A 16,277-nucleotide genomic window follows, 5' to 3' on the forward strand; every position below is an offset into this window, starting at 1 on the left:
CAACTCAATCAATGAACTTAGAAATATTAGAAATACTAAAGATATCTGAAAAAGAAGGTATCAAATTAGTATTGGAAGGGGATAAATTAAGTATTAAATCGAAGAAAACTACAATTGATTCAGATTTACTTGAGAAAATTAAAAACCAAAAGGAAGTCTTAATAAGCTATCTTAAAAAACATGAAAAAGGAACCAGCCATATTGGAGCCGACGGCAATATTGTTGCTTTTGATAGAACTGAAATCCAAGAAATACCTTTGTCTTTTAACCAAGAGAGATTATGGTTTATAGATCAATTACAAGGAAGTAGTGAAGAGTATCATATTCCTACAGTTATCCGTTTGGAAGGACAATTAAATACTTCGATTCTTGAACAGGCTTTAAAAACAATTGTTGATCGTCATGAAGTTTTAAGAACAAATGTTCTATCCAATGAAGGAATAGGATACCAAGAAGTTGTTAGCTCAGATAACTGGCACCTGGAAAAATATGAGGTTTCGGGAGAAGAAGAGCTATCAATTACATTACAGAAATATCTTTCTGTTCCTTTTGATTTATCAAGTGATTATAAATTAAGAGCATGTTTGTACGATTTAGGGGATAACAAATATGTGTTGGCTTGTGTTTTTCATCACATAGCAAGTGATGGTTGGTCGGAAAACATATTAACCAATGAATTTGTAGAATTATATAGTGCTTTAAATTCTGAAAGAGAAATAATGCTTCCAGAGTTAAGCTTACAATATATTGATTATGCTATTTGGCAACGTAAATATTTTGAAGGAGAAATTTTAGATGCTCAGCTGGCATATTGGGAAAAGAAACTATCAGGTGTAAATACTTTAGCGTTACCATTAGATTTTGCGCGTCCTCAAATGCAAAGTAATGCAGGTGCAGATGTTTCAACTTCGCTAGATGGAATATTAAGCAAATCATTAAAAGCTTTATGCCAACAGGAAGGTGTTACTATGCCAATGCTGTTGTTGTCAGTTTTCAAGTTGTTATTATCGCGCTATAGTGGTCAAAATGATATTTGTGTAGGAACGTCTATAGCAAATCGAACTCAATCTGAATTAGAAGGAATGATTGGTTTCTTTGTTAATACACTTGCTTTGCGCACAGACTTAAGTGGGAACCCAAGTTTCAAAGAGTTTTTAGGAAGAGTGAAAACGACTACACTCGAAGGATATAAAAATCAGCAAACACCTTTTGAAAAAATTGTGGACAAAGTGGTTACAACTCGTGATATGAGCACTACACCACTATTTCAGGTTATGTTCGATTACCATAATGAAGGAGGTGTTTCGGAAGCAGAAAATGGAGAGCTTGACACAAATACGGGTGTAGATTTAGGGTTAGGAAACCTTAGTATATCACCATACGAGTATACAAATACCTCAGCTCAATTCGATTTAACCTTAAATGTTTCAGAAGAAGGTGAAACCATTGCATTAAATCTAAATTATTGTACTGATTTATTTGAGAAAACCAGCATTGAGAGAATGTTGGAGCATTATAAGGTTTTATTAGGTACTGTAGCAAATAACATTGAGCAGGCTATTGGAAGTTTATCCATGCTTACTCAACCAGAAACAAATCAATTATTGGAAGTTTTTAACGAAACCTCTGCAAAATACAATTTGGACCGAACAGTCATTGATGTATTCAAAGAGCAGGTTAAAAAATCTCCAAATGCAATTGCTGCAGTTTTTCAAGGAGAAGAGTTGACATATGAAGAATTAGATAAACGTTCTAATCAGCTAGCACATAATATAATAGGACAAGGGATACAATCTGATGATTTGGTTGGTGTTTGTTTGGAGAGAGGATTAGATATGTTGGTTGCTGTATTAGGAGTTTTAAAATCAGGAGGCGCTTATGTTCCTATCAAGCCAGATTTTCCAGTTGATCGTGTTGCTCATATTTTAGAAGACACGGCTTGTACTTTGATAGTGACAAGCTCTTCAAGTAAAGAAGTGTTAACATCTTTTACTACTGTTACTCAGTTAATATTAGATGACGCTTCATTTGTAGAATCAGGTTATCCATTAACGTCCCCAGAATTAAATTATAAACCTAATTCCTTAGCCTATATAATATATACTTCTGGAAGTACTGGATTACCTAAGGGAGCAATGATAGAACACGCTGGTCTATTAAATCATCTATTAATCATGGTTGATGAATTGAAGATGGGTAGTGAAAGTGTTGTTGCATTTACAGCACCATTTACATTTGATATTTCAGTATGGCAAATGTTAAGTGCCTTATTAAGTGGAGGCTCTGTAGCTATATATAGTGAAGAAGAAATATTAGATATCAATGGTTTTCAAGCGTCATTAGTACAGAATAAAATAAGCCATCTACAACTAGTGCCTTCTTACTTAGCAAGTTTATTAGAAACTAAAGTTGCTGTTGAAGGTTTATCTAGGTTAAGTTACTTTTTGATAACAGGAGAAGCGGTAGCAAAATCGTTATTAAATAAATGGTTTTCATTATATCCATCCATCCCTGTAGTAAACGCTTATGGACCCGCTGAAGCTGCTGATGACATCACACTTCACGTTATGAATGAAGCTCCTGAGGGAGATCTAGTTCCTATTGGAAAACCTGTAGCTAACATGAATGTGTATGTGGTAGATCAATTCGACAATTTATGTCCCGTGGGAGTTGTTGGAGAATTATGGACTAGTGGAATTGGTGTAGGTAGAGGATATCTAAATAGAGAAGAGCTTACCAAAGAAAAATTTGCCTTTGATTCATTTAGTGAAAATGGAGAACGTTTATATAAAACAGGTGATTTAGGGAGATGGTTACCAGATGGTACCTTAGAATTTATAGGACGAGCAGATGATCAAGTAAAGATACGTGGGTATCGTATTGAATTAGGTGAAATAGAAAGTGCATTGTCGAAAATAGCTGGCGTTCAGAATGGCTGCGTTTTAGCTAAGAAAGATAGTATTGGAACGAATAGATTGGTGGGGTATGTAGTACCTGAAGGAAAAACAACAAAAGAAAGTATTCAGGAAAGATTAAGAACCATATTACCAGATTACATGGTTCCAACTATTTGGATTATACTGGATGAAATGCCTTTAACGGCTAACGGAAAAATAGATAAAAAATCATTACCTGAACCAGATAGCTCAGAACTATCAAGTAGAGAATATGTGGCTCCAAGAAATGAGACAGAAGAACAGTTAGTTCTTGTTTGGCAAGAACTTTTAGGAGTAGATAAGATTGGGGTATATGACGATTTCTTCGAGTTGGGAGGGCATAGTCTATTGGCAACTCGCTTGGTTTCTATGATACGTACTAAAATGTCGATAGAAATTTTGATACGTAATGTATTTGAATACACAACAATATCAGAGTTAGCATTACATATCTCAACACTTTCAGAAGGAGTATCACTTCCTTCCGTTACTGTTGAAGAACGTCCTGAACGAATTCCATTATCATTTAGCCAAGAGCGTTTATGGTTTTTAGATGAGTTACAAGGTACGGTTGAATATCATATGCCAATTGCAATTCGTTTAAAAGGAGCGTTAGATATAAATGCATTGGAACAATCTCTAAAAACAATTGTTGCTCGTCATGAAGTATTACGCACCAATATTATTTCTGAAGAAGGTTTTGGATTTCAGGAAATAGTAAAGGCTGATTCTTGGTCTTTATTAAAAGAAAATAGTTCAGCAGAAACTATTGAAAGAAGCATCGCGGAATATCAGGCGGCTCCTTTTGATTTGGCAACAGACTTTAAATTAAGAGCTTGTTTATACAATTTAGAAGAAGAAAATTATGTATTGGCTGTAGTTTTGCATCATATAGCAAGTGACGGTTGGTCTGAAGATATTTTAATTAATGAATTTTTAGAATTATATAGCTCATTACAAAATGGTAACTCTATAAATCTTCCAGAGCTAAATCTGCAATATTCTGATTATGCTATTTGGCAACGAAAATATTTAGACGGAGAAGTTCTTGAAAACCAACTGGCATATTGGGAAAAGAAATTAAAAGGAGTTAATAGTCTAAAACTTCCTTTAGATTTTGATCGCCCAACAACTCAACGTATAGATGGAGGAACTACTTTCTTAGCCTTAAATGAAGATTTAACAAATTCGGTTAAAGAATTATGTCAAAATGAGGGGGTAACCACGTTTATGTTCCTCTTATCTGTATTTAAAGTATTGTTGCACCGTTACAGTGGTCAAGATGATATTTGTGTGGGTACACCTATTGCCAATCGTACGCAATCTGATTTAGAGGGAATGATTGGGTTTTTCGTCAATACATTAGCACTTCGCAGTGATTTAAGCGATAACCCAAGTTTTAAAGATTTCTTGAAACAGGTTAAGGAAACAACTTTAGAAGCCTATGATCATCAGCAAACACCTTTTGAAAAGGTAGTAGATAAAGTGGTTGTAACTCGTGATATGAGCACAACTCCTTTATTTCAGGTAATGTTTATGACAGAGAATACAGCTGTTGGTTTAACAGATGATAGTTCGACTACATTAGATTTTGGAGGTGTTGAAATATCAGAGTTTGAAGGTGATAATGTAACATCGAAGTTTGATATTACAATGAGTATAGCTGAAGGAGATTCAGATATTCTTTTAAATGTGAATTATTGCGCAGCACTATTCGAAAAATCTACCATAGATAGAATGCTGGTACATTTCCGAGAGTTATTAAATAGTATTGTTAAAGACAGAACACAATTTGTAGGGAATTTACCAATGCTAACAAAAGAAGAAGAAACGCAATTGATAGCAACTGTTAATAATACAGAGATGAGTTATCCAAAGGATAAAACAGTTGTTGATGCGTTTGTTGAACAGGTATTGAAAACACCTGAAGCAATTGCCTTGATTTACAAAAATGATGGGTTAACCTATAGAGAGTTAGACGAACGCTCGAATCAATTGGCTAATTACTTAGACAACTTAGGCGTTCAATCAAATACTTTTGTAGGTATTTGCATGGAAAGAAGCATAGAAATGCTTGTTGCTATTTTGGGTGTTTTAAAATCTGGAGGAGCTTATATACCTATTGATCCTGCATATCCTAACGATAGAATAGACTATATGTTGGGTGATGCTGGAATAAATATTGTTCTAACAAAAGGAACAAGTAATGAGGTACTAAAAGAAAAAGATACTATTACGGTAATAGCTTTAGATAATGACTGGCAAGAAATTGCAAATCACAAAATAGAGCGATTAAATAAAACTGTTACTACTGATGATTTTGCCTATGTAATTTACACCTCAGGAAGTACAGGTAAGCCAAAAGGAGTTCCAATTTATCATAGTAGTTTAATGAATTACATTACTACTTGTAGTAACCAGTATTTGGGAGAAAACGCATCAGGAAGTTATATGCATCTTTCTGCATCTTTTGATGCTTCTATCACTGAGATTTTTACACCATTGGTAAATGGTAAAATACTTGTGATTAGTAGCGGTAATGGTTTGGATACATTTAAAGACGAAAACCTTGAGAAGTATGCCCCTTACAGTTTTATAAAATTAACACCATCACATTTAGAATTGTTAGATTCAGTACTAAGAACTACGAATAATTTGGCAGATAGATATGTTTTGGGAGGGGAAGCATTACAACCAAATCATTTATCAACATTTTCAGAGTTAAATATTGCTTCAACAATTATTAATGAATACGGTCCAACAGAGGCTACTGTAGGAACTACAATATATTCATTCAATTCATTAGACAAACATTCATTTATAAATACTTTCCCTATAGGTATTCCAATGCCTAATATGCAAATCTACGTTTTAGATAAAAACTTAAATCTAGTTCCGAAAGGAGCTATAGGTGAATTATGTATTGGTGGAGCAGGGTTATCAAGAGGTTATTTGAATAGAGAAAATCTTAATAAAAAGAAGTTTATTGATAATCCATTCAAAAAAGACGATAAAATATACAGAACGGGAGATTTAGGAAGATGGTTACCAGATGGTAATTTAGAGTTTATTGGAAGAAAAGACGATCAAGTAAAAATTAGAGGATACCGTGTAGAATTAGGAGAGGTAGAAAATGCGTTATCTACACTCTCAATTGTAAATCAGTGTTGCGTACTAGCTAAAGAAGATACCAGTGGAACAAAACAATTGGTAGGGTATGTGGTTTCAGAAGGGAATTTTGATAAAGAGGAACTTCAAACTGAATTGAAAAAAACATTGCCTAGTTATATGGTTCCTACACTTTGGGTAGAATTAGAAAAAATGCCATTAACAGTTAATGGAAAGCTAGATAAAAAAGCCTTGCCAGGTATTGATGGTTCTATACTTTCAACTAAAGAATATGTGGCTCCGAGAAATGAAACAGAAGAAAAGCTAGTTGAAATTTGGCAGCAATTGTTAGGAATAGAAAAGATAGGAGTATATGACGATTTCTTTGAGTTAGGTGGGCATTCTTTATTGGCAACTCGTTTGGTTTCTTTAATTCGTAAAGATTTAGAAAAAGAAATAGCTATTCGTGAAATATTTGAATATACCAGCATAGCAGATTTAGCATTGTATATAGCCACACAATCAAAAGGTGTACTTCTACCTGAAATAGTAGCAGAAAAGCGTGATGAACGCATTCCATTATCTTTTAGCCAAGAACGTCTGTGGTTCTTAGATCAATTCGAAGGAACATTGGCTTATCATATTCCTACGATAATGCACATTGAAGGTGAGCTGGATATAGATGTGTTGGAAAAAGCATTAAAAACGATCGTTTCTCGACATGAGATATTACGTACAAATCTATTTTCAAGTGAAGGAATAGGATATCAAGAAATTGTTAGTGCAGAAAACTGGAGTTTAGAAAAGAAATCAGTTTCAGAAAAGAGTGAATTAGATGGAGAAATACATAGTTATTTAACCACACCATTTAATTTATCGAGTGACTATAAATTAAGATCATGTTTATATGATTTAGGGAATAATAAGTTTGTGCTAGCTTGTATATTTCACCACATCGCAAGTGATGGTTGGTCAGAAGCAATTTTAACTAATGAATTTACTGAACTGTACGATGCATTAAAAACGGGTAGAGAAGTTAACCTTCCTGAATTAACACTTCAATACGCCGATTATGCTATATGGCAACGTAAGTATTTGGAAGGTGAAATTTTGGACAGGCAATTAGCCTATTGGGAGAATAAATTAACAGGCGTAGACACTTTAGCTTTACCTACAGATTATATTCGACCTTCTGTTCAGAGTACGGCAGGAACCACTTTTTCAATGGATTTAGGAGAAGAATTAAGTGCTTCATTAAAAGAGTTGTACCATAAAGAAGGGGTTACATCGTTCATGTTCTTGCTGGCGTCGTTTAAAGTTTTATTAGCTCGTTATAGCGGACAAGAAGATATTTGTGTGGGAACTCCTATTGCCAATCGTACTCAATATGAATTGGAAGGAATGATTGGTTTCTTTACAAATACGTTAGCCTTACGAAGTGATGTAAGCGGCGATATAAGTTTCAAAGAGCTACTACATCAAGTAAAAACAACAACCCTTGAGGGATACGATAACCAGTTGACACCTTTTGAAAAGGTAGTTGACCGAGTGGTAACAACACGTGATGTGAGTATGACACCGTTGTTTCAAGTAATGTTCGATTACAATAGCGAAATAGATGTTGTTAAAGATGAGATAGAAGAAAATATTGGAACACAAGATCTTTTAATGTTACCTCATGATTTTTCAGAAACCACGGCTCAATTTGATTTAATGTTCAATGTAAATGAAGAAGAGTCAAATATTTTCTTGAATGTGGTTTATTGTACCGACTTGTTTAAAGAAGAAACCATTGCTCGTATGTTGGAGAACTACAAAACATTACTAAAAAGTATTGTAGTAAATATGGAGCAACCTATTGGTGATTTACCAATACTATCTCAACAAGAAGAAACTCAATTATTAGATATATTCAATGATACAGCAACCGAATATCCGCTTGATAAAACTGTTGTTGATATCTTTAACAAACAAACACAAGAAACTCCTGAAGCAATTGCGGCTGTATTTGAAGGAGATGAACTGAGTTATGAAGAATTAGACCAACGATCAAATCAACTGGCACATTATCTAATTGATCAAGGGATTCAAAGAGATAATCTAGTTGGAATCTGTTTAGAGCGTGGGCTGGATATGATAGTAGGTATCCTAGGAATATTGAAAGCTGGAGGAGCATATGTTCCAATTAAACCAGATTTCCCAATGGATCGTATTACTTACATTATTGAAGATACAGATTGTTCGATAGTAGTTACAGATTCATTAAACGAGTTTGTTTTAGAATCGTTATTCGATGAGGCAATTACGTTAGTAGCAATAGATGATGAGGATGTTTTAGATTCAGATTATCCAATAACAAATGTAGAATTATCCTATAATGCAAATGACTTAGCATATATTATTTATACTTCTGGAAGTACAGGTTTACCGAAAGGAGCTATGATTGAACATGCCGGTTTATTGAATCATTTATTATTAATGATTGATGAACTAAAAATGTCTAAAGAAAGCGTTGTGGCTTTTACGGCTCCATTTACTTTTGATATTTCAGTATGGCAAATGTTAAGCGCATTGATTTGTGGAGGGTGTATTGCCATTTATAGTGAAGATACTATTTTGGATATTGACGACTTACAATCGTCTTTGGAAAAGGATAATGTAAGTCACCTTCAGTTAGTACCTTCATATTTAGCCAGTTTATTGCAAAATGAAGAAGTTTCTCAAGGTCTCTCTGGATTATCATATTTCTTAGTAACAGGAGAAGCGGCTACAAAGTCATTATTGGATATGTGGTTCAAGCTATATCCAGAAATTCCAGTAGTAAATGCTTACGGACCAGCTGAAGCAGCCGATGATGTTACTTTACATATTATGAAAGAATCGCCAAGTGGAGTGGTAGTCCCAATCGGGAAACCAGTGGCAAATATGGATGTATATGTTGTTGATCAATTCGAAAACCTGTGTCCAATAGGTGTAGTTGGAGAATTATGGACTTCTGGTATTGGAGTAGGACGAGGATATTTAAATAGAGATGAACTTACTAAAGAAAAGTTCATTGCGAATCCATTTATCACAGAAGGAGGAAGGTTATATAAAACAGGCGATTTAGGAAGATGGTTGTCAAATGGTACTTTAGAGTTTGTTGGTCGTTCTGATGATCAGGTAAAAATCAGGGGTTATCGTATTGAATTAGGAGAAATAGAAAATGCATTATCGCAAGTTTCAGGTATTCAAAATAGTTGTGTATTAGCCAAAGAAGATAACATTGGTACAAACCGATTAATAGGATATGTAGTAGTTGAGGACGAGTTTGATAAAGAAAAGGTACAGGAAGAGCTTAAAAGAAGTTTGCCAGAATATATGGTTCCTATGCTATGGATAGTATTAGACGAAATGCCTTTAACAGCCAATGGTAAAATTGATAAAAAGTCATTACCAGAACCTGATAGCTCAGAATTATCTGCAAGAGAATATGTGGCGCCTACCAACGAAAGTGAAGAACAAATGGCAGCTATTTGGCAGGAATTATTGGGAATTGAAAGAGTTGGTATTCATGATGATTTCTTTGAACTAGGAGGACATAGTTTATTGGCCACTCGATTGGTTTCTATGATTCGTAAAGAGTTAAAAAAGGAAATAGAAATTGCTGGAGTTTTTGAATATACTGTATTGGCAGATTTAGCAGCTCATGTATCTGAATTGTCTGTGGGAGTAATGTTACCTTCAATTACAGCAGAAGAACGTCCTGAGCGCATTCCGTTATCTTTTAGTCAGGAACGTATTTGGTTTATCGATCAGTTACAAGGAACATTGGCCTATCATATGCCAGTAGTTATGTATTTGGAAGGAAACTTGAATAAAGCTCACCTAGAAACAACAATTAAAACAATTGTTGCTCGTCATGAAGTATTACGTACGAATATCTTATCTGCTGAGGGATACGGTTATCAAGAAGTAAGAAGTCATGAAGATTGGAGTTTAAGTCAAGAAACAATATCGGAAACTGAGTTTGAAGCTAGTTTAGGAAAGTTTTTAACCATTCCTTTTGATTTAGCAAATGATTATAAGTTAAGAGCTCGTTTATATGATCTAGGAAGTAACAAGTTTGCTTTAGCATGTGTTTTCCACCACATTGCAAGCGATGGTTGGTCAGAAGATATTTTAATACAAGAGTTTGATGAGCTTTATGCTTCAGTACAACTAGGTAGAGAAGCTAATTTACCAGAATTGACTTTACAATATGCAGATTATGCAGTTTGGCAACGTAAGTATTTTGATGGCGAAGTATTAGAAAACCAACTTTCGTATTGGGAACAAAAATTAGACAATGCAAGTGTATTAGAGTTACCTACTGATTTTATGCGTCCTGCAATTCAAGAAACTGAAGGAGCCAATATCACTATAAACTTAAATGAAGAATTAGGAACTTCGATCAAAGCCTTGTCGAAGCAAGAAAATGTAACAACCTTTATGTTTTTACTTTCTGCATTCAAAGTATTATTAGCACGTTATAGCGGTCAAGATGATATTTGTATAGGTACTCCAATAGCTAACCGTACACAATCCGAGTTGGAAGGAATGATAGGGTTCTTTGTAAATACCTTGGTACTGCGAAGTGATTTAAGTGATGATATTAGTTTTAAAGAGTTATTAAGTCAGGTAAAAACAACAACTCTACAAGGATATGACAATCAGTTAGCTCCGTTTGAGAAAGTTGTAGATAGAGTTGTAACAAATCGTGATATGAGTACAACACCTTTATTCCAGGTAATGTTCTCACTAGAAAATACTGTTGGTGGTACGGTTGAATTGCAAGAAGTAGATTTACAAGAGGTTGAAGAGAATTTTGATCGCTTAGCTATTTCACCATATGAATCAGAAACAGTAAGCTCTCAGTTTGATATAACTTTAGACGTAACCGAAGTAGAGTCAACTTTTGAATTGAGTTTGACATACAGTACTACCTTGTTTAAAGAGGAAACCATAATTCGAATGCTAGAGCATTATAAAGAATTATTAGCGAGTATTGTTAGTAATATTGAGCTGTCAATAGGAGAGGTTACAATGTTAACTGATAAGGAAGAAACTCAATTATTGAATGTTTTCAATGGAATTGAAGTAGATTATCCATTGGATCTAACTGTTGTAGATTTATTTACTAATCAAGTTCAAAAATCACCAAATGCTATAGCAGCAACTTTTGAAGGTGAAGAATTAAGTTATCAAGAATTAAATAAGCGTTCTAATCAATTAGCACATTGCTTGGTGTCTCAAGGCGTAAAATCTGATGATTTAATTGGAATATGCTTGGAGAGAGGTTTGGACATGATAGTTGGAGTATTAGGGATCCTAAAAGCAGGAGGTGCTTACGTACCTATAAAGCCTGACTTCCCTAAAGATCGCATTGAATACTTGCTTGAAGATACAGGATGTGCTCTTGTTGTTACCAATCTAGAAACTCAGGAAACTTTAACGTCATGTTCTGATAATATACAACTAATAGCAATAGAAAATGTTTCAGATTATGCTACGATTCCTGTAAAAACTGAATATCGATCATATGATTTGGCCTATGTCATTTATACTTCTGGAAGTACGGGGTTACCTAAAGGAGCTATGATAGAACATGCTGGTTTATTAAATCACTTGTTATTAATGGTCGATGAATTGAAAATGACTAATGAAAGTGTCGTAGCATTTACAGCACCATTTACATTTGATATTTCCGTATGGCAGATGTTAAGTGCTTTGTTATGTGGAGGTTCAGTGGCTATTTATAGTGAAGGAAGTATTTTGGATATTGATGATTTCCAATTTTCTATAGAAGAGAATAATGTAAGTCATCTTCAATTAGTACCATCTTATGTAGCCAGTTTGTTAGAAAGTGGAAACTCAACTGAAGGTATGTCAAACCTAAGCTATTTCTTAGTAACAGGAGAAGCAGCTACGAAATCATTATTAGATAAATGGTTCTCTATTTATCCAAATGTTCCCGTAGTAAATGCTTATGGACCAGCAGAAGCAGCGGATGATGTTACCTTGCATATTATGAACGAAACTCCTGAAGGAGCTACAGTGCCAATTGGAAAACCGGTGGCAAACATGGATATGTATGTTGTTGATCGATTTGAAAACTTATGTCCAATAGGTGTTGTTGGTGAATTATGGACAGCAGGAATTGGTGTTGGTCGAGGGTATTTGAATAGAGCTGAGCTTACAACAGAAAAATTTATAGAAAATCCATTCACTGAAAATGGAGGACGTTTATATAAAACAGGCGATTTAGGAAGATGGTTACCAGATGGAACTTTAGAATTCGTAGGTCGTTCTGATGACCAGGTGAAAATTCGAGGTTATCGAATTGAATTAGGTGAAATAGAGAATGCATTATCGCAAGTATCAAGTGTTCAGAATTGTTGCGTATTAGCAATGAAAGATCAGAACGAGATTCAGCGCTTGGTAGGGTATGTAGTTGTAGAAGGAAAATTCAATAAGGAAAAAGTTCAGGAGACCTTAAAAGATAGTCTTCCAGAATACATGGTACCTATGTTATGGATTGCCTTAGAAGAAATGCCATTAACAGCCAATGGAAAAATCGATAAGAAATCGTTGCCAGAACCAGATAGCTCACAATTATCAACAAGAGAATACATTGCTCCAAGAAATGAAATAGAAGAGCAATTAGTGGTTATTTGGCAAGAATTGTTAGGAGTTGAAAAAGTTGGAGTTTATGATGATTTCTTCGAATTAGGAGGACACAGTTTATTAATTGTTCAGTTGATAGCCCGTTTACAAAAAATTGGTTACCATATAGCAGTTAGAGATATTTTCTTGAACCCTTGTATTGTAGGAATCATAGAAAAAATGGTACTGTCAAGTTCTATGTATGTAACTCCACCTAATGGAATAACAAGAGATACCAAGGTTATTACACCAGAAATGGTGCCATTATTAAATTTTGATCAACAAGGAATTGATGCAGTAGTTGCCCAAATTGAAGGAGGTGTTTCTAATATAGAAGATATATATCCTTTATCACCTTTACAAGAAGGAATCTATTTCCATTATTTAATGAGTGATGAAAACGAAGGAGATCCATATATTTTACCAACCTTGCTTTCTTTTGCAAATGAAGAAAAACGTGCATCGTTTGTCGAAGCATTACAATTTGTTGTAAACCGTCATGATGTATTACGTACTGCTTTTTTAAGTGAAGGGTTACCTAATACAGTTCAAGTTGTATTAAGAGAAGCAAAATTATCTGTAGAAGAGTATGTGATTGATAGTGATAAAGATTTTGCAACAGAACTACAAGAGTTAGCAGCTCCTGGACGTCACTGGATGGATGTATCTAAAGCTCCGCTATTAAAGTTAAAATTTATAGATGATCCAGAGAATGAAATATGTTATGTGGTAGTTTATCAACATCATTTGGCATTAGACCATATAGGATTAGAAAAGGTTGTTTCTGAAATTGTGTTGTACTTAACAGGAAAAGAATCAGAGCTTCCAACTCCAGTTTTATATAGAGACTTTATAGGACATACGTTACATCAACAAGCTACAAATGACAGTGAGTCTTACTTTAAAGAATTGCTAGGAGATATTCAAGAACCAACTTATCCATTTGGGTTAACGGATACACGAGATAACTTTAGTGATATAAAAGAAGCGCAGTCAATGATACCAGAAAATTTAGGTGAAGATCTACGAAATATTAGTATTTCGTTAGGTATGAGTCCAGCGGTATTATTCCATGCAGCTTTTGGTTTGGTTGTTGGAAGATGTAGTAATACGGATTATGCTGTTTTTGGATCATTACTTTTAGGGCGTTTACAAGGTTCTCTTGGAGCGGCAGATTCGTTAGGATTATTCATCAATACATTACCATTTCTTACAGAATTAAAAGGAACAGTATCTGAATATGTTGCTGAGGTTAAGAAAGCGTTGACTGAAATATTAGCTTACGAACAAACACCTTTATCAGATGTTCATAGTTGGAGTGGTATTTCCAATGAACTTCCAATCTTTAGTGCATTAATGAATTATCGTCACTCAATTTCAGAAGAAGAAGAGGAAGAGATGTCAGAGGGATTATTGCAGGATGACGAAACCATTGATTTAGGTCTTGCAGTAACAATGGTTAATGAACGAACCAACTATCCAATATCATTAGATATTGATGATTTCGGAAAAGAGTTTGAACTTACAGCTCAAATTGATGGCGACATTAATCCAGAGCAGTTTTTAGGATATATCGAAGAAGCTTTATATCAGTTAGTAACTGCATTAAAAGAGGAGGGAAATATAGCTATGGATAGTTTAACTATTCTTCCTAAAGATGATGTTCAACTAATAGAAACATTTAACAATACAGATGTTACTTATCCATTAGATAAAACGGTAGTTGATTTATTTGCAACTCAAGTGTTGAAATCTCCAGAAGCCATTGCGGCAGTATTCGAAGGAGAGGAATTAACCTATAAGGAATTAGATCAACGCTCGAACAGGATTGCTCATTATTTAATGGGGCAAGGAGTACAACCAGATGATTTAGTAGGGATTTGTTTAGAGCGAAATTTAGACATGCTTGTTGGAGTCTTGGCAATATTAAAATCTGGAGGCGCTTATGTTCCTATCAAGCCGGATTTCCCAATGGAACGTATTTCATATATGGTCGAAGATACAGGATGTTCTTTGATCGTTACAGATGAACTTAACGAATTGGTGTTAGAATCTTTGTTTGATGATTCAGTTAAGTTAATCTCTCTGGATAATGATGAGGTATTAGGTTCTGAATATCCAGATTCAGGAATTGAAATGTCATACAATGCCAATAATTTAGCTTACATAATTTATACTTCAGGAAGTACAGGATTGCCTAAAGGAGCAATGATAGAGCATGCAGGTCTGTTAAACCATTTATTATTGATGGTTGATGACCTTAAGATGAATGAGAATAGCGCGGTAGCTTTTACTGCTCCATTTACATTTGATATTTCAGTATGGCAAATGTTGAGTGGTTTAATATCTGGAGGTAAAATTGTAATCTATAGTGAAGAAAGTATCTTAGATTTTTACAATTTCCAACGATCACTATCTAGCAATAACGTAAGTCATTTGCAGTTAGTTCCTTCATATGTTTCAAGTTTACTAGATGAAGGTGTTGCAGTAGAAGGCTTAACTAATTTAGAGTACTTCTTGGTTACAGGTGAAGCCGCTACAAAGCCATTGCTTGAAAAATGGTTCTCTTTATATCCAAACGTTCCCGTAGTAAATGCTTATGGACCTGCAGAAGCAGCTGATGATGTAACACTTCATATCATGACCAAAGCTCCAGAAGGAACTTCGGTACCAATTGGAAAACCAGTAGCAAATATGGAGATGTATGTTGTAGATCAGTTTGATCATTTATGTCCAATAGGTGTTATTGGAGAGTTGTGGACGAGTGGTATTGGTGTGGGTAGAGGATATTTGAATAGAGATGAATTAACAAAAGAGAAATTTATCACCAATCCATTTACAGAAGACGGAGGTCGCTTATATAAAACGGGTGATTTAGGAAAATGGTTGCCAGATGGTACATTAGAATTTGTAGGTCGTACAGATGATCAGGTTAAAATTCGTGGTTATCGTATTGAATTAGGAGAAATAGAAAATACAATAGTCTCTTTAAAATCAATTAGTCAATGTTGCGTGCTTGCTAAAAAAGATCCAACTGGAGTAAATCGATTAGTCGCTTATTTAGTGGTTGAAGATGATGCAAATCAAGAGGAATTACAAGAAGCAATATCTGAAAGTTTACCAAACTATATGATTCCTCAACTATGGTTTGTTTTGGAAGAAATGCCTTTAACTGCCAATGGAAAAATAGACAAGAAAGCACTTCCTGAACCAGATCTTTCAGAATTGTCGGATAAAGAATATCTAGCACCAAGAAACGAAACAGAAGAACAATTAGTTGCTATTTGGCAAGAATTGTTAGGGATTGAAAAAATCAGTGTTTATGATGATTTCTTTGATTTAGGGGGGCATTCTTTATTAGCTACTCGACTAGTATCCATGATTAGAACCATATTTGAAACGGAAGTCTCTATTCGTGAAATTTTCGAAGAAACAACCATAGAAGAACAAGCGTCACTTATTGAAATCTTTAAATCTTATTTAGAGGAAGAAGATGACAATGAAACTGATGAAGAAAACTATTTAGAAACTATTGAAATATAAGCTTTA

Annotated in this window: 1 protein-coding gene; it reads left to right on the top strand. The window is 34.5% G+C overall.

The window, feature by feature from the left end; all coding sequences use genetic code 11:
* The first annotated feature begins 11 nt into the window (after positions 1-11).
* On the top strand, positions 12-16,271 hold the full coding sequence (locus ACKTTV_RS08880) for a non-ribosomal peptide synthase/polyketide synthase (RefSeq protein ID WP_408030484.1): 16,260 nt from the start codon (positions 12-14) through the stop codon (positions 16,269-16,271).
* Positions 16,272-16,277: the final 6 nt, after the last annotated feature.

Source organism: Tenacibaculum xiamenense, assembly GCF_964513065.1.
In the GTDB taxonomy this organism is placed as follows: domain Bacteria; phylum Bacteroidota; class Bacteroidia; order Flavobacteriales; family Flavobacteriaceae; genus Polaribacter; species Polaribacter xiamenense.

Bases quoted from the DNA above. Each gene is read 5' to 3' on its own strand.
- ACKTTV_RS08880 (WP_408030484.1), top strand. From the start codon at position 12: ATGAACTTAGAAATATTAGAAATACTAAAGATATCTGAAAAAGAAGGT.